This window comes from Scandinavium tedordense, assembly GCF_024764965.1.
GTDB classification, from domain to species: Bacteria; Pseudomonadota; Gammaproteobacteria; order Enterobacterales; family Enterobacteriaceae; genus Scandinavium; species Scandinavium tedordense.
Map to the genome: position 1 here is coordinate 305,492 of NZ_JALIGG010000056.1, position 23,950 is coordinate 329,441.

Annotated in this window: 22 protein-coding genes and 1 pseudogene; 11 read left to right on the forward strand and 12 right to left on the reverse strand. The window is 51.2% G+C overall.

Annotation, left to right across the window (positions count from 1 at the left end):
* Window positions 1–258: 258 nt before the first annotated feature.
* Window positions 259–825, forward strand: coding sequence for a manganese efflux pump MntP (gene mntP / locus MUU46_RS14615; RefSeq protein WP_159755508.1), 567 nt, complete (start codon window positions 259–261; stop codon window positions 823–825).
* Here the strand turns inward: mntP and rlmA are convergent.
* The 6 genes and pseudogenes from rlmA to mgrB all read right to left on the reverse strand — a co-directional run bounded on the left by rlmA (window position 822) and on the right by mgrB (window position 5,110).
* Window positions 822–1,616 carry a 23S rRNA (guanine(745)-N(1))-methyltransferase gene (rlmA, locus tag MUU46_RS14620; RefSeq protein ID WP_258965877.1) on the reverse strand — a complete coding sequence of 265 codons (795 nt, stop codon included), beginning with the start codon at window positions 1,614–1,616 and terminating at the stop codon, window positions 822–824. The genes mntP and rlmA overlap by 4 nt on opposite strands.
* 62 nt (window positions 1,617–1,678) lie before the next feature.
* Window positions 1,679–3,412, reverse strand: a complete 1,734-nt coding sequence (ftsI2, locus tag MUU46_RS14625) for a peptidoglycan DD-transpeptidase FtsI2/PBP3(PARA) (RefSeq protein ID WP_159755502.1) — start codon at window positions 3,410–3,412, stop codon at window positions 1,679–1,681.
* Between the two features lie 202 nt (window positions 3,413–3,614).
* Entirely contained in the window at window positions 3,615–3,824 is a 210-nt protein-coding gene (cspE, locus tag MUU46_RS14630) for a transcription antiterminator/RNA stability regulator CspE (protein ID WP_001062678.1), read from the reverse strand.
* A 12-nt stretch (window positions 3,825–3,836) separates the two neighbouring features.
* A pseudogene (locus MUU46_RS14635) lies at window positions 3,837–3,981 on the reverse strand (DUF2627 domain-containing protein).
* 608 nt (window positions 3,982–4,589) lie between these two features.
* Window positions 4,590–4,889, reverse strand: coding sequence for a YebO family protein (locus tag MUU46_RS14640; RefSeq protein WP_258965878.1), 300 nt, complete (start codon window positions 4,887–4,889; stop codon window positions 4,590–4,592).
* A 74-nt stretch (window positions 4,890–4,963) separates the two neighbouring features.
* Window positions 4,964–5,110: a PhoP/PhoQ regulatory lipoprotein MgrB gene (gene mgrB / locus MUU46_RS14645; protein WP_159755496.1), complete on the reverse strand. Its 147-nt coding sequence runs from the start codon at window positions 5,108–5,110 to the stop codon at window positions 4,964–4,966.
* A gap of 160 nt (window positions 5,111–5,270) precedes the next feature.
* Here mgrB and MUU46_RS14650 point away from each other — a divergent pair, with 160 nt between their 5' ends.
* Window positions 5,271–5,510: a YobH family protein gene (locus MUU46_RS14650; RefSeq protein ID WP_159755493.1), complete on the forward strand. Its 240-nt coding sequence runs from the start codon at window positions 5,271–5,273 to the stop codon at window positions 5,508–5,510.
* 60 nt (window positions 5,511–5,570) lie between these two features.
* Here the strand turns inward: MUU46_RS14650 and kdgR are convergent, their stop codons facing one another.
* Entirely contained in the window at window positions 5,571–6,362 is a 792-nt protein-coding gene (gene kdgR / locus MUU46_RS14655; protein ID WP_258965879.1) for a DNA-binding transcriptional regulator KdgR, read from the reverse strand.
* Between the two features lie 177 nt (window positions 6,363–6,539).
* On the opposite strand from kdgR, the gene MUU46_RS14660 reads away from it, so the two are divergent.
* Entirely contained in the window at window positions 6,540–7,913 is a 1,374-nt protein-coding gene (locus MUU46_RS14660) for an MFS transporter (RefSeq protein ID WP_258965880.1), read from the forward strand.
* Window positions 7,914–7,975: 62 nt separating this feature from the next.
* Here MUU46_RS14660 and htpX read toward each other — a convergent pair whose 3' ends face one another.
* The 4 genes from htpX to msrC form a co-directional block, all read right to left on the reverse strand.
* A complete protein-coding gene (gene htpX, locus MUU46_RS14665) occupies window positions 7,976–8,857 on the reverse strand; it encodes a protease HtpX (RefSeq protein ID WP_159755484.1) in 882 nt (293 codons plus the stop codon).
* Between the two features lie 191 nt (window positions 8,858–9,048).
* Window positions 9,049–11,097, reverse strand: a complete 2,049-nt coding sequence (gene prc / locus MUU46_RS14670) for a carboxy terminal-processing peptidase (RefSeq protein WP_159755481.1) — start codon at window positions 11,095–11,097, stop codon at window positions 9,049–9,051.
* Window positions 11,098–11,116: 19 nt separating this feature from the next.
* Window positions 11,117–11,809: an RNA chaperone ProQ gene (gene proQ / locus MUU46_RS14675; RefSeq protein WP_159755478.1), complete on the reverse strand. Its 693-nt coding sequence runs from the start codon at window positions 11,807–11,809 to the stop codon at window positions 11,117–11,119.
* Window positions 11,810–11,906: 97 nt separating this feature from the next.
* On the reverse strand, window positions 11,907–12,404 hold the full coding sequence (msrC, locus tag MUU46_RS14680; protein ID WP_258965881.1) for a free L-methionine (R)-S-oxide reductase MsrC: 498 nt from the start codon (window positions 12,402–12,404) through the stop codon (window positions 11,907–11,909).
* 144 nt (window positions 12,405–12,548) lie between these two features.
* Between msrC and yebS the strand changes: the two genes are divergently transcribed.
* The 5 genes from yebS to MUU46_RS14705 all read left to right on the forward strand — a co-directional run bounded on the left by yebS (window position 12,549) and on the right by MUU46_RS14705 (window position 18,580).
* Window positions 12,549–13,832, forward strand: a complete 1,284-nt coding sequence (gene yebS / locus MUU46_RS14685; protein WP_258965882.1) for a membrane integrity lipid transport subunit YebS — start codon at window positions 12,549–12,551, stop codon at window positions 13,830–13,832.
* A complete protein-coding gene (locus MUU46_RS14690; RefSeq protein ID WP_159755469.1) occupies window positions 13,801–16,437 on the forward strand; it encodes a PqiB family protein in 2,637 nt (878 codons plus the stop codon). Before yebS ends, MUU46_RS14690 begins: the two co-directional genes overlap by 32 nt.
* A gap of 78 nt (window positions 16,438–16,515) precedes the next feature.
* Window positions 16,516–17,940 (forward strand): 16S rRNA (cytosine(1407)-C(5))-methyltransferase RsmF, encoded by a 1,425-nt coding sequence (gene rsmF, locus MUU46_RS14695; protein WP_258965883.1) that lies wholly within the window; start codon window positions 16,516–16,518, stop codon window positions 17,938–17,940.
* 115 nt (window positions 17,941–18,055) lie between these two features.
* A complete protein-coding gene (locus MUU46_RS14700) occupies window positions 18,056–18,295 on the forward strand; it encodes a YebV family protein (RefSeq protein WP_159755463.1) in 240 nt (79 codons plus the stop codon).
* Window positions 18,296–18,388: 93 nt separating this feature from the next.
* Complete coding sequence (locus MUU46_RS14705) at window positions 18,389–18,580, forward strand: YdfD/YebW family protein (RefSeq protein ID WP_258965884.1); 192 nt, start codon at window positions 18,389–18,391, stop codon at window positions 18,578–18,580.
* On the opposite strand, the gene pphA is transcribed toward MUU46_RS14705, so the two are convergent.
* Window positions 18,581–19,225, reverse strand: coding sequence for a protein-serine/threonine phosphatase (gene pphA, locus MUU46_RS14710; RefSeq protein WP_258965885.1), 645 nt, complete (start codon window positions 19,223–19,225; stop codon window positions 18,581–18,583). It abuts the gene before it with no gap.
* A 164-nt stretch (window positions 19,226–19,389) separates the two neighbouring features.
* Between pphA and MUU46_RS14715 the strand changes: the two genes are divergently transcribed.
* The 3 genes from MUU46_RS14715 (at window position 19,390) to MUU46_RS14725 (ending at window position 23,920) form a co-directional block, all read left to right on the forward strand.
* A complete protein-coding gene (locus MUU46_RS14715; RefSeq protein ID WP_258965886.1) occupies window positions 19,390–20,340 on the forward strand; it encodes a VirK/YbjX family protein in 951 nt (316 codons plus the stop codon).
* Between the two features lie 128 nt (window positions 20,341–20,468).
* Window positions 20,469–20,612 (forward strand): Ecr family regulatory small membrane protein, encoded by a 144-nt coding sequence (locus MUU46_RS14720; protein ID WP_159755451.1) that lies wholly within the window; start codon window positions 20,469–20,471, stop codon window positions 20,610–20,612.
* Between the two features lie 482 nt (window positions 20,613–21,094).
* Window positions 21,095–23,920 (forward strand): EAL domain-containing protein, encoded by a 2,826-nt coding sequence (locus MUU46_RS14725; RefSeq protein ID WP_258965887.1) that lies wholly within the window; start codon window positions 21,095–21,097, stop codon window positions 23,918–23,920.
* Window positions 23,921–23,950 lie beyond the last annotated feature (30 nt).

Here is a 23,950-nt window from a genome sequence, read left to right on the forward strand (position 1 = left end):
GTGATTGATATAACGTTTTTTTGTTATTGTTTTATTTTCTCAAATTATGTTAAGGTTGCGCCCGTCGTTGGGGAGTAGCCGATTTCCTTTCCCGGAAATGTACGTGTCAACATACTCGTTGCAAAACGTGGTGCGTACGGTTTATCAGCATGATGGACAGGCGAGACCATAGACATATCACTGCTATACGTTGGAATGACGTATGTTTACTGGGGGCAGCGGTGTGTCATATGGATATTTCCCCGGTCAGGACAAGCGATGAATCTCTCAGCCACTATCCTACTCGCCTTTGGTATGTCGATGGACGCATTTGCCGTCTCGATAAGCAAAGGTGCATCGCTGCATAAACCAAAGTTCTCTGAAGCACTGCGTACCGGTCTTATTTTTGGCTGCGTTGAAGCTATCACCCCGCTTATTGGTTGGGGCATGGGCATGCTCGCCAGCCAGTTCGTGCTGGAATGGAACCACTGGATTGCCTTCGTACTGTTAGTTTTCCTTGGCAGTCGAATGCTGATTGAAGGTTGGCGAGGGAATGACGATAGCAGAGAAAAAGCCCCGAATCGCCACGGTTTTTGGCTGCTTGTGACGACGGCAATTGCCACCAGTCTTGACGCGATGGCTGTGGGTGTGGGTCTTGCCTTCTTACAGGTGAATATCATTTACACTGCATTGGCCATTGGCTGCGCAACGCTGGTGATGACGACTATCGGAATGATGGTTGGCCGCTATATTGGGCCACTGTTAGGTAAACGCGCCGAGATGCTCGGCGGTATTGTGCTGATTGGAATTGGCGTCCAGATCCTCTGGAGCCACTTCAGTGGTTAATCGTTCCGCTGCCACACCTGAATAAGAAAATCAGTCTGGCAGTTAAATGTTTCAAGCCCTGCCAGTTTTGCCCACACGTCCGGTTTTGCGCGCCAGGCAAATGGCGTCATTTGCAGCAGCGCTACAGCTTCGCCTCCTGACAAGGTCATCGGATACGCCAGCTGTTTTTGCTCCACTTTCTCAAAGCCCGGTAACGCTTCGCTGTTCACGTCATGCAGGCGAATTTCGTCGTAGATAAGCCCTTTCAACTCCATCAGATGTCGTGGCCCTGGCGTCGCGGTAATCACCACGCCCCCTGGCTTCACAACTCTTTCCAGCTCCTGCGGATTACACGGGGCGTAAATTCGCACGACCGCGTCCATACAGGCATCGCTAAACGGCAGACGCTGACTGGAAGCCACGCAAAAGTCCACCTGCGAATAACGCTTCGCGCCATAACGCACGGCGGTTTTAGATACGTCCAGACCCCAAGTGTGCTCGGCGATCGCCGCAAAAGCGTGCGTGTAATAGCCTTCGCCACAACCAATATCGAGAATGTTTTTCGGGGAATAATGTCGGAGAACGTCGCTGATGGCATCGCGCAGCGGCTGATAATGGCCCGCGTCAAGAAAGGCGCGACGTGCTTGCATCATTTCGGCGCTGTCACCCGGATCGCGCGACCGCTTGTGCTGCACCGGCAACAGATTAATGTACCCTTCTTTCGCCTGGTCGAACTGGTGGCGCTGTGGGCAAATGTAGCTGTTGTTGTGGCGCTCAAGCGGCGCATGACAGAGAGGACAACTCCAGGACATGATGACTCCGATATCATTGAAAGGGCGAAAGTGTAACGCTATTCGCCCTTCAGGTGAATGGATTACCGCGCGGGAGCGACTGTGTCGTCGTGATGCGTGACGATTAAGTTCGGTGAGCCAGGAGCCAGACCGTCCGGCATCACGTTCTCGAGACGTAAAACGTCGCCCATGATTTGGCTGAATACTGGCGCGGCAACTGCACCACCGTAGTATTTACCGTTCTCAGGATCGTTTATCACCACCACCAGCGCATATTTCGGATTACTGGCCGGGGCGACACCTGCAGTGTAGGCAATATATTTGTCGATATATTTGCCATCGGGACCGATTTTTTTTGCCGTCCCGGTTTTTACCGCCACGCGATAGTCATTAACCGCGGCCTTGATCCCGCCACCGCCAGGCAACGCCACGCTCTCCATCATGTGCTCTACCTGATGCACAATTTCATCAGACATGACCCTATGGCCCATCACCGGTGGATCGATACGCGTTATAGACAAGGGGCGAGAGATCCCGAAGCCACCGATCGTCGCGTAAACATGCGCCAACTGAAGCGGCGTGATCATCAAACCATAGCCGAATGAGAACGTTGCCCTGTCGAGCTTGCCCCAAGAACGACGCTTAGGCAGAAAACCCTGGCTTTCACCGGTTAAGCCCAGTCCTGTAGGCTGGCCAAAGCCAAAACCTTTGTAGGTATCAAGCAGATGCTGAATCGGCATCGCCAGAGAAAGATGCGACACGCCGGTATCACTCGACTTTTGCAGAATACCGGTCAGGCTCAGTTCAGGATAATAGCCCACGTCGCGAATACGGTGACCATCCAGCGTGTACGGATGGGTGTCGACCACGCTGTCAGGGCGGACGATACCCTGCTGCAATGCGGTCATGATGACCAGAGGTTTAACCGTTGAACCCGGCTCGAAGGTGTCGCTGATCGCGCGGTTACGGAAGTCATCCAGCGTGGCTTTTTCACGGTTATTGGGGTTGAAATCCGGATAGCTTGCCATCGCCAAAATTTCGCCGGTATCAATTCGAATCAGTACAGACGCACCGGATTCCGCCTTATTCCAGCGCACGGCGTTGTCCAGCGCATCTTCAGTCACCGTCTGCAAACGCTCATCAATGCTGAGTTGCAGATTATGCGCAGGGACTGCGGCCTGTTCAGTCAGGTTTTCAATCACGTTCCCATGGCGGTCTTTACGCACCAGACGCAGACCCGGTTTACCCTGCATTTGCGCGTTAAAACTTTTTTCAACGCCTTCAATGCCCTGGTCATCAATGTTAGTAAAGCCAATAAGGTTAGCGGCAACGTGACCGGCAGGATAAAAGCGGCGTGATTCTTCGCGAAGATTAATGCCAGGCAAATGCAGTTTATCAATCCAGGCTGCCTGCTGAGGATCGACCTGACGGGCAAGATAAAGGAAACGGGAATGCGGATGCTGAGTGATTTTCGAGGTCAGGTCAGACAATGAGGTGTGCAATGCATTGGCCAGCGCCTGCCAGCGTGCGCTGTAGCCGACGCCACCTTTCGAGAGCAGCGTTTGTGGATCAACCCAGATTGCGCTAACAGGTACGCTCACTGCCAACGGCCGCCCTTCTCTGTCGATTATCATGCCACGAGGAACATCGATGGGTTCTTCGCGTAAGGAACGCATATCTTCTTGTTTTACCAGATTATCTGGCGAAATTATTTGTAGCCAACCTACGCGGGCCAATAACAGCCCCAGACAACAACAAATACCTAAACACACCAGGCCAAAACGGACTGGGGTGAAGTGACGGCGATGGTTTTGCACTCCGGCTCCCGATTATGATTTACAACCCAATGATTTAACGTGAAAAGGGGTCGGGATGAGCGATAAACAATGCTAATAACGATGTGGTTTTGCAACAAAGCGCGACTGTGAGGACCTGACAGACATACTCAGAAACAAATGTAAAAAGCCCCGCTAATGCGAGGCTTTATGGCTGATGTCAAATGAGATCAGTGTATTCGAATCAGATAGCAGTTACGTTAACTGCAGCTGGGCCTTTCTGGCCGTCCTGAATTTCGAACTCAACGTTCTGGCCTTCAGCCAGAGTTTTGAAGCCGTTACCCTGGATTGCAGAGAAATGTACGAATACATCTTTGCTGCCGTCTGCAGGAGTAATGAAACCAAAACCTTTAGACTCGTTGAACCACTTAACTTGACCTTTAATCTTTGCCATTTGCAAAATTCCTTAGAGTGTTTTCTTCGCCCGAGGGCACTTACATAGCTAAAACTGAGATATTACTGCATGAGGCACTAATATAAGGTTCGGCAGAGAAGCGGTATTCAACGACAACGTGTTTACTCAGGACTTCTTTACTGAAAATGCCACACATAGACAGAACTGTACCTCGTTTAACCCAAAACGTGTTATCACATACTACGTAAATAATGGCAAGCCATTTTTAAACATGTCTCGATCGGTCGCACATAACACCGCATTAAGCGATGATCATCTGCACAATTATGCGAAATCTCATCACTTATCAGACCAACGACCATACCGTCACAAGCCCGTCAGGCTGCATATTTTTACGATTTTTTTACCATAGCTCAACGTGTTTACTTCTGCCAGACAGCTTTCGTGCATACGCAACATTTTCCTATAGTTAGACATTTTTTTGCATAAATATGCTTCAATTCTGGCCGCTCTCATTTATAAAACGCAGACTAATTATCAATATTAAATATTATTGATGCTGCACGGTAATAATGAAAATTTGATGACAGCGCTTCACCATGGGGCAATAAAAACGTTTCGATGAATTGTGGATAACGCTTTAACGGATAATGTAAAAGAATTAAAAATTTTTGAAGGAGAGCATGGACAAATAGCAAGAAGGGCATGAGACCAAAAAGTGATAAAGCATAATAATAAGTTATAGCAATACATTACGGTATTGAGCATCCCGGCAGTCAAGCTGTTCGACCACCGGGAAGTCTATCAGCGTTCCGCCACCAGACGGATAAAATCATCATCACTGTCCTGCGACTCTGCCTGGACTTGTTCTGCAGGTTTCACCGGCGCTTCTTTCTCCGGTTCATTTGCTTCACACAGGCGACGGAGTAATGCATTTTGACGCTTTTGCTGATCCAGGAGCGCTTCCAGAAGCTCTATCTGTTCGTTTGTTCGCGAACTGGCGCGGTTTACGAAAAACCACAGGGCCATCCCGATGACCAGTACCAGCAAGGAGACTGCCAGCGAGGCCAAATTCAGCATTCCGGAATTCATTAAATCAACCATTTCACCACCTCAAATTGGAGCCATCATTCTACCACTCGGCGGCATGAGGAAGGAAATCTCCTATGAGAAAAAGTTTACCAGGGAATGAATTTATTGATGGTGCAAATACCGTTGAAAAACTGCACATCCTGATCGCACAACACGTTAATCATCTGAGTCCACAGTAATAGACAGGCAATCAGAAAGATAACCGCCAGGATGACCCACCGTAACTTTTTCACTCCACTCTCCGGGTAACCATATTTGTTAACAGATTAGCACGCTAACCTTAAACCGCGGCTAACTGTAATGGAGTCTCTTCATTTTAGGAATCATCGACTTGTTTCAGAGCATGAACAAACTACTCTATTGTACAGGAAGAAACAAAAACGAGGCATATTGATGCGTTTTACGATTCGTACAATTATTGTACTGGCGATTATTTGGATTGCTTTGCTTTCAACCGGCTACGGTGTGCTAATTGGCAGCACTGAAAACGTAGGCGGATTAGGATTACAGTGTAAATACCTCACCGCGCGTGGTACCAGCACGGCGCAATATGTTCACACTGACAGCGGGATTATCGGCATAACTGACTGCCCTCTCCTGCGTAAAAGCACAACGGTTGTCGATAAGGGATAATCGGACACCACCACCAACAAAAAACGCCGCTTATCGCGGCGTTTTTTGTGGCTGTGCATCTCAGAACGGATAGTCGTTGTAACCCATCTGCTCAGAAATTTTACGCGCCGCCGTGTGCAGCATGCTGACGTACTCGTGCAGACGCTCCTCAGAGAAACGCAGAGTCGGGAAGGAAATGCTCAGCCCCGCAATCACCACGCCGAAGCGGTCAAACACTGGCACGCCGATGCAACGCAGACCTTCTTCCTGCTCTTCATTATCTTCGCCATAACCTTGCTCACGGACCACATCCAGCAGCGGTAACAGCTCCACGGTATCGGCGATAGTCCGCCCAGTGCTGCGCTTATACTCAACGTGTTCGAGGATCTGTTTTACTTCCTCACGGTCACGCCAGGCCAACAGCACTTTACCAATTGCCGTGCTGTACAGTGGATTGCGACGGCCGATACGTGAGTACATTCTCAGGTTATACATTGAGTCAATTTTATGGATGTAGACAATGCTGTCTTCATCCAGCGCGCCCAGGTGAATGGTTTCTTTCGTCAAACGAGAAAGTTCACGCATCTGGATATCCGCACTGCGAATGAGATCGACGTTTTGTAGCGAACGCGCACCCAGTTCAAACAGTTTCAGTGTCAAAGAGTATTTCTCTGACTCGCCTTCCTGTGCCACGTAACCCAGCGATTTCATGGTCTGTAAAAAGCGATAAACCGTGCTTTTTGACATCATTACGCGCTGTGAAAGCTCAGTTATCCCTATTTCACGCTCTTCGCCAAGCGCCTGCAAAATGCCAAATACCTTCAACACTGAAGAGACAGAATCTGGCTGTTTATCCAAATCTGCAACTGCCATTTATCACCTCATCGCGACTGTTTTATAAAATTCAGAACTGTTTTTTATTATAATTTCGCGCGCCTTCCGCCGCAATCACTCTTCTGCATCTTCGTTACAAATCTGCGACATACTGCTGAATAATCAATGCTAAAATCATTACCTGCATAATGATTTCATTAAAGACCTATTTTTCACATGGAAAAAACAGCTTCTGATGGTTTGCCGTTGCCACAACGCTATGGCGCCATTCTGACGATCGTGCTTGGTATTTCGATGGCCGTGCTTGACGGTGCCATTGCCAACGTCGCCCTTCCCACTATTGCTACCGACCTTAACGCCTCTCCCGCCGCATCTATTTGGATAGTTAATGCCTACCAAATCGCGATTGTTATCTCGCTGCTGACCCTGGCATTTCTCGGCGATATGTTTGGCTATCGACGAATTTACAAATGCGGCCTGGTGGTCTTCACCTGTACGTCGCTGATTTGCGCGCTTTCACACTCACTGGAAATGCTGACGCTAGCCCGTGTGGCGCAGGGTCTGGGAGGCGCAGCGTTGATGAGCGTCAACACGGCGTTGATACGCCTCATTTATCCGCAGCGCTTTCTCGGGCGGGGGATGGGAATCAACTCGTTTATTGTTGCCGTATCCTCTGCCGCAGGGCCGACCATTGCCGCAGCCATTTTATCCGTGGCGTCCTGGCAGTGGCTGTTCCTGATTAACATTCCGCTCGGGATCGTGGCGTTTGTTTTGGCCATGTGTTATCTGCCGCCTAATGGTGCCCGCAGTCAGGCGTCGCGTTTCGATCTGCCGAGTGCGGTCATGAACGCTTTAACCTTCGGTTTACTGATAACAGCACTCAGCAGCTTTGCCCAAGGGCAGTCTCTGCAACTGGTGCTGAGTGAAGTGGTAGCGATGCTGGTCATCGGCTTTCTCTTTGTCCGTCGCCAATTAAAGCTGCCAGTGCCGCTACTGCCGGTTGATTTGCTGCGTATCCCGCTATTTTCGCTGTCGATCTGTACGTCGATTTGTTCCTTCTGCGCTCAAATGCTGGCCATGGTTTCACTGCCCTTCTTCCTGCAATCGGTTATGGGCCGCAGTGAAGTTGAAACCGGCCTGCTGCTGACGCCATGGCCGTTGGCCACCATGGTGATGGCCCCAATTGCTGGCTTTCTCATCGAAAAGGTTCACGCCGGTTTCCTCGGTGCATTAGGTTTGGCGGTAATGGCGTGCGGGCTGTTCGCGTTGGCACTGCTGCCCTCTTCGCCTCAGGACATCGACATTGTCTGGCGCATGATGCTGTGCGGCGCCGGTTTTGGGTTATTCCAGTCGCCGAACAATCACACCATTGTGTCATCTGCACCGCGTAATCGCAGCGGTGGCGCAAGCGGAATGTTAGGTACGGCCCGTCTGCTGGGGCAAAGTACCGGTGCGGCACTGGTGGCGTTAATGTTTAACCTGTTCGGTACCCACGGGACGCATACTTCGCTTTTACTGGCAGGATCCCTCGCGGTTATCGCCGCCATCTTCAGTGGCCTTCGCGTCACCCAGCCTCGGGCTGTCTCATGATCCGGGCATAAAAAAAGCGCCTCTGAGAGGCGCTTTGCTTTAAGGGTCGTGCTGTGAATTCGTTATTTCAGATACTCGCCGCTACGCAGTGCTTCGATACGTTTGTCCAGCGGCGGGTGCGTCATGAACAGTTCGCTCATGGACTTCGCTTTACCATTGATACAAAACGCCATCATGCTGCTGGCTTCTTGCGGTTCGTAGCTGGTTTTCAGGCGCTGAAGCGCCGCTATCATTTTCTCGCGGCCAACCAGTTTGGCAGAACCGGCATCGGCGTGGAACTCACGATGACGGGAGAACCACATGGTGATGATGCTGGCAAGAATACCAAATACCAGTTCCAGCACGGTCGCTACCGCAAAGTAGATCAGTGGGTTACCGTTGCTGCTTTCACCTTCATCACGGTTGCCACCCAGAAAACCGGCCGCAAGCTGCGCGATAACGCGAGAAATAAAGATAACAAAGGTATTCACGATGCCCTGAATCAGGGTCATGGTCACCATGTCACCGTTGGCGATGTGGCTAATTTCATGCGCAATGACCGCTTCAGCCTCGTCACGGCTCATGTTCTGCAACAGGCCCGTACTCACGGCAACCAGCGACGCATCACGGCGAGCCCCGGTCGCAAAGGCGTTGATATCCGGCGCGTGATACACCGCAACCTGCGGCATGGCAATACCCGCCTGGCGGGACTGCTGCGCGACGGTGTTCATCAGCCAGCGCTCAGTTTCATTGCGCGGCTGCTCGATGACTTCACCGCCTACCGATTTCAGTGCCATCCATTTCGACATCAATAGCGATACTATCGAGCCACCAAAACCGAAAAGCAGCGCCATGATAAGCAGGCCTGTCATGCTGCTAGACTGAATTCCTGTCAGGCTTAGCACCAGCCCAAACACGACCATAACCGCCAGGTTGGTCATCAGGAAGAGCGCGATTCGCATCATAATTTTCTTTAACCTCGTTGTAACAAAACGCACTATGCGATTACCCATATGGTATGGGTCTTACGCTGATTTTCAACTAGGAGAGGTCGCTAAGTCACGAGAAAAACACAACTTTACATTATGTTGCATCTCGCTGACGCATGTTTGAGGAAGGAAAAAAAACAGGCACAATTTCTTGTGCCTGTTGAGGGTTATTTGCTGGCGGTTGGTGTTACCGCGGGCTGCTCTTTTTCCCTATTTGCCAGGTCATTGGCGATATGGACCGTTTCATCCAGATACGGATCGGGCTCTTGGTAATCCTTCGGCAGATCGTCCAGTTTCTTCAGCGGTGGCTTGCCTTCACGTTTGTAACGATCGTTAATGCGTGCCAGGCGCGTCGCGTCGTCTTCCTCATTCTCTTTCTCACGCTGTGCGTAATTCAGAGAGGCGATATTGCGGCGCTCTTTCAGCGCATTGAAACGGGCAATATCTTTGACGATATACTGGAATTCCGGATCTTTCGCGATACGGTCATTGTGGTCTTTCAGCAGTTCTGGACCAAACGGCATCATATCGCCCGTTTTGACGTAGGTCGCAGCATTAATGCTGTCCCACGGCAGAGCGTTATCTTCAAACTTCTCACCGGTTTCCGTCTCTTCGCTGCCAGTTGGCATCATGATATCTGGCGTCACACCTTTACGCTGAGTACTGCCGCCGTTGATGCGGTAGAACTTCTGAATGGTGTACTGCACAGAACCCAGCGCTGGCCACTCTGGGCGCAGCATCTGATCGTAGATGCGGTTCAACGAGCGGTACTGCTGCACGGTGCCTTTGCCAAAGGTCGGTTCACCGACAACCAAAGCACGCCCATAATCCTGCATCGCCGCCGCGAAGATTTCAGATGCAGACGCACTGAAGCGGTCAACCAGCACGACGAGAGGGCCTTTGTAATACACAACGCCGTCGGTATCGCTGTCTTCGCGTACCTTGCCGTTGTTATCACGCACCTGCACTACCGGGCCAGACGGGATAAACAGACCAGAAAGCGATACCGCTTCGGTCAGTGCTCCGCCGCCGTTGCTACGCAGATCGATAACGACGCTGGTAACGTTTTGCTTTTCCAGTTTCTGCAGCTGCACCTTCACATCATCGGTGAGGCCCACGTAGAAACCAGGAATATCCAGCACGCCAACTTTCTCTTTGCCGACGTTTTTAACCGACATCTTCACGGCGCGATCTTCGAGGCGGATGCGCTCGCGAGTCAGCGTGATGGTCCGGGTTTTCGTTCCTTTACCGGCAGGCAGAATTTCCAGGCGCACTTTGCTGCCCTTCGGCCCTTTGATCAGAGCGACTACGTCATCCAGGCGCCAGCCGATAACATCAACCATCCCTTTACCGGTCTGACCAACGCCGACGATACGATCGCCAACGCTAATGGCTTTACTCTTCGCCGCAGGACCGCCTGCCACCATGGAATTAATCACGGTGTAGTCGTCGTCCATTTGCAGCACAGCGCCGATACCTTCCAGAGAAAGGCTCATTTCGGTGTTGAACTGCTCGGTGTTACGCGGGGAAAGGTAGTTGGTGTGCGGATCGATTTCGTGTGCAAACGCGGTCATCGCCAGAGAGAACACGTCTTCGCTGTTGGTCTGAACCAAACGGCGAATCGCGAACTTGTAGCGACGGGTCAGCGTTTCACGAATTTCTTTTTCGTCTTTACCGGCAAGCTTAAGGCTAAGCTCGTCATATTTGACTTTGCCATCCCACAGCGCATTCAGCTCGGCTTCATCTTTTGGCCATGGCGATTTGGTGCGGTCAAGATTGAAGGAGTCGTTGCCGGTAAAATCCATCGGACGCTCAAGCACTTTCAGCGCGTACTGATAGCGCTCAAAGCGGCGTTTTTGCGCCAGATTATAAAGATCGTAGAAAACATCCAGTTTGCCACTGCGCAGTTCGTCACCGACCTGCGATTTACGGGCATCATACTGGGATACATCGCTGGCCAGCAGCACGTTGTGGCTGTAGTCCAGCAGATTAAGGTAACGGTCGAAAATTTTCGCCGAGAACGCGTTGTCGAGATCGAACTGGCGATAGTGGGAGCGGGTAAAGCGAGACGTTACACGCTCGCTTACCGTTGCATGCTGGGCCTCTTCCTTAAGAACTGGAATCTGGTCAGCACGTGTAATATCGTCCACGGCGAACGACTGGCCTGCCATTAACAGCATGCCAGCGAGCGCGGTGACCTTAAAAAAATTGTTCATGCCAGGCCCGGCCTCCGTTTCAGAACATCAAATGTTCTGTGCGTACAATCATTGACATACCAGAAGTCAGCTGTACACGAACGCCATCTTTGGTGATTTCCAGTACAGTGGCGTCCATTGCGTTGTTACCCGCTTTAACTTTCAGAGACTGGCCAACGCTCAGTTCAGAAATGTCAGATACCGGGGTAAGACGCTCTTCACGTGCCGGACGTGGTGCTTTTGCCGCAGCAGGTTTAGCCGCCGGACGCGGTTTATTGGCAGCCGCATCTTTACGTGGTGCCGCTGGACGCGGTTTGCGCTCACGACGCGGGGCATCAACGGGCTCACCTGCCGCAATGGCAGCTTCACGTTTTTTAGCCTGCTGCTCTGCACGCTGTGCCTGCACACGGGCCTTCGCTTCTTCAAGCTGCTGACGCGCGTGAGTCACATGCTGCTCATCCAGTTCGCCGCATGGGTTTCCGTCGAGATCAACTCGGGTTGCACCCGCTTTGATGCCGTACAGATAGCGCCAGCTGGACGTATAAAGACGTAAGGCGGAACGAAGCTGGGTTTTGCTGAGGTTCATTTCACCCTCAACGCGCGCTACCAGATCCTGAAAAATACCAATTTTCAGTGGGCGTGCTTCACCTTCAGCGCTGAAACACTGTGGGAATCGTTCGGCCAGAAATGCGATAACTTCTTTACTGCTATTCAACTTAGGTTGATTTTCCATGAAATTTCCTGATTACAACGGACGTAGCCAACATACCGCGGGCATGAACAGGCGTCATTATAATGACGCCATCGGTAAATGCTACGTTATCCGTTGATTATCCTGCGACAGGCTGAAAGAATTTGTGATAATCGGTGGCCGCAAGCAGCTTTTCAAGGTGACCAGCCAGCTCACAGAGCCCCTGTTCATCTTCAGTGCTGAAGCGGGAATACGCCGGGCTATCGATATCCAGCACGCCGATAATTGTTCCGTTAACCACCAAAGGAAGCACGATTTCGGAGTTGCTTGCCGCGTCACAGGCGATATGACCGGCAAAGGCGTGGACGTCTTCCACACGCTGTACGCGATTTTCCGACACCGCCGTGCCACAAACGCCGCGACCGACCGGGATACGAACGCAGGCAATTTTGCCCTGGAACGGACCTAAAACCAGCGTTTCGCCCTCGAGGAGATAAAAACCGGCCCAGTTAACGTCGGTCAGACGCTCATACAACAGCGCGCTGGTATTAGAGAGTGTGGCTAAAAAACTGGTTTCACCTGCCATTAATGCCTGAAAATCGCGGTTAAGATCCGCGTAAAACTCTGATTTGCTCATTATTCAATCACTTATTGTACTTAATTCGAAGCCGGTCAGTGCCGACGCATAGCCTAATAAAATAAGCATTAAATGCGTTCGGGCTCAAGATGAATCCGTTCATAGGTTAAGATAGAGTTATACATTCAATTCAAAAGCTAATAAATGGCACTAAGAGCTTCTCAAATTTCGCCGGGCAAAAAACTCACCGTCCACGCGATTGGCAACCCACTGGCGCCCGTGGAATATCACCGCTGTCCGCAATGCGACACGCTTTTTACCCTGCCCGTGGTGAAAGCGTCACAAAGCGCATATTGCCCTCGCTGCGACGCAAAAATTCGTGACGGGCGCGACTGGTCATTAACACGTCTGGCAGCAATGGCGGTGACCATGTTGTTGCTGATGCCTTTCGCATGGAGCGAGCCGCTGCTGCGTTTACATCTGCTCGGCGTGCGTATCGACGCGAACCTGTTGCAGGGCATCTGGCAGATGACCGATCAGGGCGACCCTATCCCCGCTGCGATGGTGCTGTTTTGCAGCGTCGGCGCGCCATTGGTGCTGGTTATTGCAATTGCCTATTTATGGCTGGGCAATATTCTCGGTATGAATCTTCGCCCGGTTCTGCTGATGCTCGAAAAGCTCAAAGAGTGGGTGATGCTCGATATCTACCTTGTTGGCGTGGGTGTTGCTTCCATCAAAGTTCAGGACTACGCGTTTCTCCAGCCCGGTGTTGGCCTGATTGCTTTCATATCGCTGGTACTGCTGAGTATCCTGACACTCATCCACCTTAACGTGGAACAGCTTTGGGACCGTTTTTATCCGCAGCGCCCAGCCCAACGTGCAGATCCGGGTTTGCAGGTTTGCCTCGGTTGCCACCACACAGGGTTCGCTGATTCTCGTGGGCGTTGTCGCCGCTGCCATATTCCGCTGCGCCACCGTCGGGCTAACAGCCTGCAGAAATGCTGGGCCGCGCTGATTGCCTCAATAATTCTCCTGCTTCCGGCGAACCTGCTACCGATTTCGATTATCTATGTGAACGGCGCGCGTCAGGAAGACACCATTCTTTCGGGCATCATCTCGCTTGGAAGCAGTAATATTCCGGTTGCGGCCGTGGTTTTCATCGCCAGTATTCTTGTGCCCTTTACCAAAGTGCTGGTGATGCTTACCCTGTTGCTGTCGATTCACTTCAAATGTGAACAGGGACTCAGAACCCGAATACTTCTGTTGCGCTTCGTCACCTGGATTGGTCGCTGGTCGATGCTTGATCTTTTCGTCATCTCGCTGATGATGTCGCTTATCAATCGCGATCAGTTACTTGCTTTTACAATGGGACCCGCTGCGTTTTATTTCGGTGCTGCGGTAATATTGACTATTCTTGCTGTTGAATGGCTGGACAGCCGCTTACTTTGGGATGCACATGAGTCAGGAAACGCCCGCTTCACCGACTGAAGCGAGAATTAAAACAAAACGCCGTATTTCCCCTTTCTGGCTGCTGCCGGTAATTGCCCTGCTCATTGCTGGCTGGCTTATCTGGAACAGTTTTGAAGATCGTGGCACAACGGTCACGATTGATTTCATCTCGGCAGATGGCATCGTGCCGGGCCGCACGCCTGTTCGTTATCAGGGCGTTGAGGTGGGCACTGTTCAGGAAGTTAGCCTGGGCAAAAATCTTAACCGTATTGAGGTCAAAGCCAGCATCAAAGGCGATATGAAGGATGCCCTGCGCGAAGAGACACAGTTCTGGTTGGTCACGCCTAAAGCGTCACTGGCGGGCGTTTCCGGCCTTGATGCACTGGTCGGCGGGAACTATATCGGTATGATGCCCGGTAAAGGCGCGAAGAAAGATCACTTTACGGCGCTGGATACCCAGCCGAAATATCGCCTGAACAATGGCGAATTGATGATCCATCTTCATGCTCCGGATTTAGGCTCGCTCAATAGCGGATCGCTGGTGTACTTCCGTAAAATCCCGGTTGGGCGGGTATATGATTACGCGATTAACGCCAATAAACAGGGCGTCACAATCGATATTCTGATCGACCGCCGCTTCACCAATCTGGTGAAAAAAGGCAGCCGTTTCTGGAATGTCTCCGGAATTAAAGCCGACATCGGGCTGAGTGGCGCGAAGGTGCAGCTTGAAAGCCTGGCGGCACTGGTCAATGGCGCGATTGCCTTTGATTCACCGGAAGATTCAAAAGCTGCCGATCAGAACGATGAGTTTGGTCTATATGCCGATTTGGCCCACAGCCAGCGAGGCGTAATCGTCAAACTTGACCTTCCCGATGGCGCAGGCCTAAAGGCGGGTTCAACTGCCTTGATGTATCAGGGCCTGGAAGTCGGGCAGTTGACCAAACTTGATCTCAATCCGGGCGGCGCGGTGAGCGGTGAAATGACTGTAGATCCGAGTGTGGTGAATTTGTTGCGCGACAAAACCCGCATCGAGTTGCGCAATCCTAAACTGTCGCTTGAGAATACCAATCTCAGCGCCTTGCTCACCGGCAGCACCTTTGAACTGGTGCCTGGTGAAGGCGAACCGCGCAATCATTTCGTGGTCGTCCCTGCCGATAAAACGCTGTTGCAGGAACCAGGCGTTGCCACGCTCACCCTGAATGCGCCGGAGTCTTACGGCGTCGAGGCCGGGCAGCCCATTATTCTGCACGGCATTAAAATTGGTCAGGTGCTTGAGCGCACGCTGAACAACAAGGGTGTTTCCTTCTCTGTCGCCATCGATCCGCAATATCGCGAGTTGGTACACGGCGACAGCAAATTCGTGGTCAACAGCCGCGTTGACGTCAAAGTCGGTCTCGACGGTATTGAATTCCTCGGCGCCAGCGCCAGTGAATGGCTCAGCGGCGGCATTCGTGTTCTGCCGGGTGAAAAAGGCCCAATGAAGCAGAACTACCCGCTGTTTGCCAATCTTGAGAAAGCGATTGAAAACAGTCTGGGCGAGCTGCCGACATCGACGATGACGCTCACTGCCGACACGCTGCCAGACGTTCAGGCCGGTTCTGTCGTGCTGTATCGTAAATTTGAGGTCGGTGAAGTCATCACTGTTCGCCCACGTGCAAACGCGTTTGATATCGACCTGCACGTCAAACCGGAATACCGCCAGCTTCTGACGAAAAACAGCGTGTTCTGGGCCGAAGGTGGTGCAAAAGTACAGCTGAACGGCAACGGGCTGACGGTTCAGGCCGCCCCACTCTCCCGTGCGCTGCGCGGCGCTATCAGCTTCGACAATCTGAGCGGCGCAGGTGCCGGGGCGCGTAAAGGCGATAAACGTATTCTGTATCCTTCTGAAACTGCGGCCCGCGCCGTGGGTGGGCAAATTACCCTGCACACCTTTGATGCAGGTAAGCTTGCCGAAGGGATGCCGATTCGCTATCTGGGCATTGATATCGGACAGATTCAAACCCTGACACTGATTACTGCCCGCAACGAAGTGCAGGCCAAAGCGGTTCTGTATCCGGAATATGTGAACACCTTTGCCCGCAGCGGCACACGGTTCTCGGTGGTCACGCCGCAGATCTCAGCGGCAGGCGTTGAGCATCTGGACACCATTTTGCAACCATACATCAACGTTGAACCGGGCCGTGGCAGCAATCCACGCCGCGATTTTGAGCTACAGGAAGCCACCATCACCGACTCCCGTTACCTCGACGGCCTGAGCATCATCGTCGAAGCGCCGGAGGCTGGATCGCTGAGCATCGGCACACCAGTTCTGTTCCGCGGCATCGAAGTCGGTACGGTTACCGGCCTGCATCTGGGTTCGCTTTCAGACCGCGTGATGGTGGGCCTGCGTATCAGCCAACGCTATCAGCATCTGGTGCGCAATAACTCGGTGTTCTGGTTGGCGTCAGGTTACAGCCTCGATTTCGGTATTATCGGCGGCGTAGTGAAAACCGGGACCTTCAATCAGTTCATCCGCGGCGGCATAGCCTTTGCCACACCGCCAGGCACGCCTCTCGCGCCGAAAGCGCAGGAAAATAAACACTTCCTGTTGCAGGACGCGGAACCGAAAGAGTGGCGTGAATGGGGCACCGCCCTGCCACGCTAAACGCGAAGCGACTCCGGCTGTAAGAAGCCAGAGTCGCTGTGCTAAACTGCGCACCCGTTTATGAATCTGGTGCGTTTAGTGGCTTATCTTCCTGACTCCTTTCTTGAGGTGATGCGTACGGCAATGCCGACTCATCTCTCCTTCGACGAATTTATCGCCGCCTGCCAGCGCCCGCTGCGCCGCAGTATCCGTGTTAATACACTCAAAATTTCCGTCCCGGATTTTCTGCAGCTGATTGCCCCGTATAGCTGGCAACTCACGCCCGTCCCCTGGTGCGACGAAGGTTTCTGGATTGAGCGCGAAGACGAAGATTCTCTGCCGCTTGGCAGCACGGCCGAACACCTGAGCGGTCTGTTTTACATTCAGGAAGCAAGCTCAATGCTGCCGGTCACTGCGCTGTTTGCTGACGAAAATCATCCTCGACGGGTGATGGACGTTGCCGCAGCACCGGGTTCCAAAACCACGCAGATTGCCGCACGAATGGGGAACGAAGGGGCTATTTTAGCCAACGAGTATTCCGCCAGCCGGGTTAAAGTCCTGCACGCGAATATCAGCCGATGTGGGATAAGCAACGTTGCCCTTACCCATTTCGATGGCCGGGTTTTCGGCGCTGCGCTTCCAGAGTCATTCGACGCCATTTTGCTCGACGCCCCGTGCTCCGGCGAAGGCGTAGTGCGCAAAGATCCCGATGCGCTGAAAAACTGGTCCCAGGAAAGCAATCTGGACATAGCCCAAACCCAGCGTGAGCTTATCGACAGCGCGTTTCATGCGCTTCGCCCAGGCGGCACGCTGGTGTACTCCACTTGCACGCTGAACCGTGACGAAAATGAGGACGTGCTGAGCTGGTTGCTGGCCCGCTATCCCCTGGCGGTCGAAATCATGCCGCTCGACACGCTATTCGACGACGCAACCCAGGCGCTGACGCCCGAAGGTTTCCTGCGTGTCTTTCCACAGATTTTCGATTGCGAAGGATTCTTTGTCGCACGACTGAAGAAAACCGCGGCCATTGAGGCCCTGCCCGCACCAGGCTACAAAGTCGGTAAATTCCCCTTCATGCCAATGCGGACTCGCGAATCCCTGGCGGTGAAACAGGCTGCCGCCGCCGTAGGTTTGCACTGGGAGGAAAATCTGAATCTCTGGCAGCGCGATAAAGAGATTTGGCTGTTCCCGTCAGAGATTGAGCCGTTACTGGGCAAAGTGCGTTTTTCTCGCATCGGTCTACGTCTGGCTGAAACCTTCAACAAAGGATTCCGCTGGCAGCACGAAGCCGTTATCGCTCTGGCGGGCCAAAAAAGTGCGCGCTTCGAACTGACGCAGACGGAAGCCGAAGAGTGGTATCGCGGACGCGATGTCTGGCCGGAAACGCCGCCTGCGCGGGATGATGTTATTGTGACCTTTCAGGGACATCCACTGGGGCTGGCGAAAAAAGTCGGGTCGCGCCTCAAGAATAGCTATCCCCGTGAACTGGTCCGGGACGGAAAATTATTCGCTGCCAAAGCGTAACGCGGAGCCAAAAATAAGCACGTTCTGACTGGCAAAATGCTCGCCCTTGTCTACGCTAAAAAATGGGAAGACCTAACTGGTCATACCACGACGAAGCAGACAACCGGAGAGCATTATGACCAAAACCAGCGTACGAATAGGCGCCTTTGAAATTGATGACGGCGAGCTGCATGGCGAGCAGCAAGGGGAGCGAACGTTAAGCATCCCCTGTAAATCCGACCCCGATTTGTGCATGCAACTCGATGCATGGGATGCCGATACCAGCGTTCCCGCCATTCTCGATGGGGAACACTCTGTTCTATACCGCAAACACTATGACAGTAAGTCCGATGCTTGGGTCATGCGCTTAGCCTGATTCAAAAGGAACCCGCCCACAGGCGGGTTATTTATTTCCCCTTCCGCTTATTTCTCTTACACTTAAGACACCACGCAAAAGTGTGAGGATGCGATGTTCGCTCTGGTTTTATTTATTTGTTATCTCGATGGTGGCTGCGAAGATATTGTGGTGGATGTTTACAACACCGAGCCGCAGTGCGAACGGGCGATGGACGTTCAGCGATTAAGACATGGCGGCTGCTTCCCGGTTGAGGATTTTATTGACGGTTTCTGGCGTCCGGCCAAGGAATACAGCGACTTGTGATTACTGAAGCTGGACCAGCGTCAACTCACCGCCAAACACCGCACCGGTATCGATGTAGTGCTGATTGAGCGCATCATAACGGTGTTTTAACGGCGTGTGCCCAAACCAGAAGTGATCCGCACCCTCAATTTGGATGTGATTCCCGGCCAGATGGTCGCTCAGCCGCTGCCGGTCCCACAGTACACGATGCCAGTCTACGTCCTGCTGCCACTGATAATGCGCGGCAGGATAATCGGCGTGAGCCACCACATGCACGCCTGATTCGGTATCCACTTCGATGACATACGGCAGTTGATGACAGGCCTGCAGCAGACGTCGTGCCTCAGCCTGTTCGCTAGCAGTACATTGCTCGAACCACTCTCCCCCATTCAGTTCCCACAGCGATAGCCGCTGATGCTCAAGCGCATCCATCGCCATTTGCTCGTGATTTCCTCGAATAGCAAAAAACCATTTTTGATGAATAAGTTCGAGGCATTTGAGACTCTCGGGCCCGCGATCAATCAGGTCGCCGACGGATATGAGTACATCCTGCCAGGGATTAAACTTTAGAGACTGTAGTTTCGGCATCAGTAAATTAAAGCAACCATGTAGATCGCCAATCAACCAAATATGTCTCCACGCTTTGCCGTCAATTCGTTGATACATAGCCTTGCCCCCCTGATTTAAGTATAGGGGATACCCAGATTGTCTTAGGCTTTTTGATAAACCTAAATCAAGGATAAACGAGCGCGGAATAAAGTCTGTGGGCGCATTAAGATTAACCGCACCGGCCGTTAGAATACCCTCAGAACAATGATGAGGTTATTATCATGTCGGACAACACCCTGCACTCCGCCTATTCACCTGAACCACGCGCGCATCTTATTTCCGAACTGGTCAGCGGCAAACTTGCCCCCGCGCCAATCTGGAAAAAAGCAGACTACCGTCTGAAGTTTTTGCTGCGCACGATGATTTTTTATCGCTCAACCCGACTGCTGCTCGACACACTCGGCCAGCGCCCGGACTTCATGCGCCTGCTGAACGCGCAGGTCACATTGCCCAGCAAAACGCACCGCCAGTATCTGGCTCGCGGTTTATCGTCAACGCAGCGGGCGCAAGCCATTGTCGGTCATTATCAGTTTATTGATTCGCTTAAAAGCCCCCTGCTTACCGCGGCATTAACCGCCACGGAGCCTACGGCGTTGCTGAGCTTTGAGGGCAAAGAGGGTGCGCAATTTACGCTATACGCCACCTGCGCGCACAAGGCCGAACGTGAAGGGGAAAGCACACTGTGGTTTTGCGACGCAAACAATACGGTACTGGCCAGCACGACATTCAGCGTTGCCCGGAGCAATAGCGGCTGGGAGCTTATCGTCGGCGGTCTGCAAGGGCCGCGTCGCAACGTTTCTCATGATGTGATTAAGCATGCCACCCGCGCCTGTTACGGGCTGTTCCCGAAGCGTATTCTGGTTGAATTCTTTGGTCTGATGGCCGCCGAGTGCGGGATCAGCACGCTTGCCGGCGTCAGCGATAATGGCCACGTGTTCCGCGCCCTTCGCTACCGCTTCAGTAAAGGCCGTCATTTCCATGCCAGCTACGACGAATTCTGGGCATCGTTAGACGGTGTTAAAAGCGACCCATTCCGTTGGCAGTTGCCCCTGGCACAGGAGCGTAAATCTCTTGAAGATATTGCCAGCAAAAAACGTGCAGAATACCGCCGTCGCTTTGCGCTGCTCGATGAGATGACCGCTCAGTTCAAGGCATTTTTCCCGCACGCGTAAGCGCACTTACGTTGGTCTCTGCCGTACATTGGCAGAGACTTTCGCGCAGGGTGATTGCACGAGCCCCTGATGTTTCGCTATCATCATGAGGTATTCCTCTGATACCTCGCTGGCGGTACTTCCTGGCTATGAGCAAAATCGAATTTGCCTTGATAATTCTGGTTCTGGTTTTACTTGGACTGGGCATCTGGTTCATTTTGAGCGATCAAATTTGGGTCATGGTCAGCTATCTTGAAACCCTCCTCTACCCCGATATCGTCACGCCCGAATAATCCCTGCGGTTACGCATATTCAAAATTAAACAAGATGGTATTTGAATCAAATCACCTTGATGCATACCATTCTTTACGAAACATAGCGCGGCGTGCTGCTTCTTCCTGACAGCATGTAGCATTAAGTTTCAGGTCTGACTGACTCCACTTCCCTGGACGCGCAACTTTCAGGCCAAACCACCTCGCGGCGCTGCATATCCCTGTAAAGCCGTAAAAGTGAGTCCGAAAATATAATATTCATTGTAAGCTTTTCCCCTTTGCCCTGCGAAGCGAAGGGGTTTTTTTTATGCTTTTTTCAGAGCGTGCATTTGAATTTGTAACTCATTGATTTTTTAATGCCACCAGTGTATTAGATCCATGTTAACAACATATTATTAGGTATTTATAGAGGCGTGAATACATTGTGATAATTTATTTATGGATAAAACTTATTGCCGCCATCCAGAAATAAACAGGATTTGTTGCGGGTAGAGATTACCGGAGTGTTAGCATTATCCTTTGTGAAATACAATTGGGTTTGTATCCTTCATTTTATGAAAACTATAAACGCGTTCAAAATCGAGAAAAGAGCTCTTATTTTCTCTTTGTTAACTATCATTTTGATAGTCAATGCCTCTCTGCTATTACTCTCTTATCTTGACATGATTCGCAGCGCACGCTTCGCCACCTCTGACATAGCTGTCGTAATTAATCATAACATTGAGAAAAATAAAAACATCTCGTTGGCACTTGGGGATCTTGTTGCTCTTTCCAGTAATGATATTGCTGGAAAATTGGGTGCCAGTGCTAATTTCAAAGAAAATGAATTAGATCCGTCACTGTATCAGAAACATATAATGTTTGCCTCTGGTAAAGTGAGCGTTAACGACCGAAAAATATCGGCGATTCTCAATTCATTCTGGAATAGCCTTAGTGATGAAAACAAAACATCATACTGGACTTATTTCTTCAGTGCGAACCTTAACTACGCTTACAGTTTTGAACCGGTAAAGAAAAGCGGATATAAATTCACATCACCTCACCTGGCAATCAGTTCTTATTTAGACGAAGTATCCAGAAAAGTTAAAGCTGAAAAAGCATTCCTGGTATCAGAACGTCTTTACAGCGATGTTTATACAGATTCATTAACCGGCCTGCCGGTTATTACGTTCAGCGTGCCTGTGATTTCAAATAATCTAAATTATAATAAAAGCAGCATTGAAGGAATTATCTCCACCGATTATACCGCCAAAGATCTGTCTGAGTTGTTTAATAAATACTTCATCAAAACTGGCATCACGCCCTCATCTTATCAACTTACGTTGCAGAGCAGACGCGGTGGGCCAGACCTGCCGATTACGCCTACAGAAATAGGCTATTCCCCTTTCCCGATTGTGCAAATTCCTTTGACGGCAGGCTTTATCATCAACGCGAAGGTCGGTTTATATAATGTTATACATCACAGACCGTGGAGATTCGTCTTTGCTAATCTTATCCTGCTGATTTTTTTCGCTTCGTCAATAAATGCATACCGCAACATCATGAACATGTTGAAACGACTCAGTTACGACTCGTTGACCCGTGCATTCTCCAGAGAGGGCGGAGAGGTCATCATCAACTCCATGTCCGCACATGAATCCTGGATAATCGTGGCGGTGGATCTGGATTTGTTCAAGGACATCAATGACACCTATGGGCATCATGTCGGCGACCTTTCTTTGGCATATTTCTCTGATACGCTAATCAGAACGTTGCGAGCTTCTGATACAATTATTCGCACTGGAGGAGACGAGTTCTTGCTGCTGATGCCATGGTGTAACTATTCGTCAGCCAGTGCGCTAATGCAGCAGGCACAGAAAAAGCTCAAACATTTTCAATATGACAGTATAACCATCCCAATTTCGTGCTCATATGGCATCCAGGAATTTACCGGTGATTTTGCCAAAGATTGTCAAATAGCCGACGAAAAGCTATACGTCATGAAGAATCGTCCGACCCGCTTACCGAGCCGTGAGAAAGTAACACGTACCGAAAAGCTTGCGCACCCCATGCTGGATAAAGATATCGAAACCGGCTCTCTGACGATATCCGGGTTGCGCCATCATCCTGAATACCTGGATAACCGTAGCGTTGTTATGCTGGTCCATCTTAGTAACCACTCTTCGCTCACTAATCTGTTGGGCCAGGATTATGGCCGCTCATTAATGAAGTATCTGATTTCACGCATCACAGATACTTTCCCGGAAGACATCATCATTTGTCGCGAACGCATGGATAAGCTTGTGGTTATTCTCCCTCCCGTCAAAACGGTAGAGCAACTCAGCTTATGGAAGCAAAAAGCACATACGCTTTTCAGCATTAAGGATATGCCAAATATCGGCCATCATGAATTGCGTATCGAAGGTAACGCAGGTCTGGCTGAGGAAGCTTTAACGCCTGAAAACCTTGATGAAGTTCTACGCTATGCGGGTATCGCCTTGCATCATGCCCGCCGCGAGGGTAATGGCAAAGTTACCCTCTTCACTCCGGACATGCATGCCTCCGGACTGCTCCATATTCAGCTGCATGAACAACTGAGTCACGCACTTGAGCGTGAAGAGTTCTATCTTGTGATGCAGCCAATTGTTGGATTGGCTGGAAATACGGAATGTCGCGAAGGTGAGTGTCTGGTGCGCTGGCAAAACCCGGTGCTGGGGAATGTGCCGCCGGATAAATTTATCACAATAGCGGAAGAGACAGGCCTCATAATTCCACTGGGTGAATGGATCATCAACAATGCTTGTCGCGAGTTGGCCGCACTAATGACTCGCGGCAACTGTGAAGATTTCAAACTGCACATTAATATCTCCCCTATTCAGCTACAAGCGAATGAGTTCGCAGAGGGTGTTATTGCGTCGCTCCAACAGCATGGGTTGCAGGGTTATAATCTTTGCATCGAAATTACCGAGGGTGTTTTGGTTGGCAGTGGAACCAATACTTGCCGACATCTGAAGGCCTTACGCGAAATCGGCGTCACTATCTCCCTGGATGATTTCGGTTCAGGTTATTCCAGCCTATCTTATCTGCATACGCTCCCGTTTGATCAGCTTAAAATTGACCGCCAATTTGTCAGTGGTGTAATGGAGGATAGCCGAAGTGAATCGGTCATAAATTCCGTGTTGAGTCTTTCAAAAAGCTTTGGCGTTCCCTTGGTTGCGGAGGGGATTGAAGATCAGGAGACGGGGGATAAATTACACTCTATGGGTTGCCTGCTTGCACAGGGCTATCACTATGGACGACCGAAGCCGTTCAGCGAATGGCATATTGATAACGGTCAAATCGCTTTATAGTTAATCATGGGCTCTATTCAAATAGAGCCC

What these genes read in the sequence shown, in the direction of transcription:
- mntP (WP_159755508.1), top strand. Translation starts at nt 259, where the DNA reads ATGAATCTCTCAGCCACTATCCTACTCGCCTTTGGTATGTCGATGGAC.
- rlmA (WP_258965877.1), bottom strand. Translation starts at nt 1,616, where the DNA reads ATGTCCTGGAGTTGTCCTCTCTGTCATGCGCCGCTTGAGCGCCACAAC.
- cspE (WP_001062678.1), bottom strand. Translation starts at nt 3,824, where the DNA reads ATGGCAAAGATTAAAGGTCAAGTTAAGTGGTTCAACGAGTCTAAAGGT.
- MUU46_RS14640 (WP_258965878.1), bottom strand. Translation starts at nt 4,889, where the DNA reads ATGGTTGATTTAATGAATTCCGGAATGCTGAATTTGGCCTCGCTGGCA.
- MUU46_RS14650 (WP_159755493.1), top strand. Translation starts at nt 5,271, where the DNA reads ATGCGTTTTACGATTCGTACAATTATTGTACTGGCGATTATTTGGATT.
- kdgR (WP_258965879.1), bottom strand. Translation starts at nt 6,362, where the DNA reads ATGGCAGTTGCAGATTTGGATAAACAGCCAGATTCTGTCTCTTCAGTG.
- MUU46_RS14660 (WP_258965880.1), top strand. Translation starts at nt 6,540, where the DNA reads ATGGAAAAAACAGCTTCTGATGGTTTGCCGTTGCCACAACGCTATGGC.
- htpX (WP_159755484.1), bottom strand. Translation starts at nt 8,857, where the DNA reads ATGATGCGAATCGCGCTCTTCCTGATGACCAACCTGGCGGTTATGGTC.
- prc (WP_159755481.1), bottom strand. Translation starts at nt 11,097, where the DNA reads ATGAACAATTTTTTTAAGGTCACCGCGCTCGCTGGCATGCTGTTAATG.
- proQ (WP_159755478.1), bottom strand. Translation starts at nt 11,809, where the DNA reads ATGGAAAATCAACCTAAGTTGAATAGCAGTAAAGAAGTTATCGCATTT.
- msrC (WP_258965881.1), bottom strand. Translation starts at nt 12,404, where the DNA reads ATGAGCAAATCAGAGTTTTACGCGGATCTTAACCGCGATTTTCAGGCA.
- yebS (WP_258965882.1), top strand. Translation starts at nt 12,549, where the DNA reads ATGGCACTAAGAGCTTCTCAAATTTCGCCGGGCAAAAAACTCACCGTC.
- MUU46_RS14690 (WP_159755469.1), top strand. Translation starts at nt 13,801, where the DNA reads ATGAGTCAGGAAACGCCCGCTTCACCGACTGAAGCGAGAATTAAAACA.
- MUU46_RS14700 (WP_159755463.1), top strand. Translation starts at nt 18,056, where the DNA reads ATGACCAAAACCAGCGTACGAATAGGCGCCTTTGAAATTGATGACGGC.
- MUU46_RS14705 (WP_258965884.1), top strand. Translation starts at nt 18,389, where the DNA reads ATGTTCGCTCTGGTTTTATTTATTTGTTATCTCGATGGTGGCTGCGAA.
- pphA (WP_258965885.1), bottom strand. Translation starts at nt 19,225, where the DNA reads ATGTATCAACGAATTGACGGCAAAGCGTGGAGACATATTTGGTTGATT.
- MUU46_RS14715 (WP_258965886.1), top strand. Translation starts at nt 19,390, where the DNA reads ATGTCGGACAACACCCTGCACTCCGCCTATTCACCTGAACCACGCGCG.
- MUU46_RS14720 (WP_159755451.1), top strand. Translation starts at nt 20,469, where the DNA reads ATGAGCAAAATCGAATTTGCCTTGATAATTCTGGTTCTGGTTTTACTT.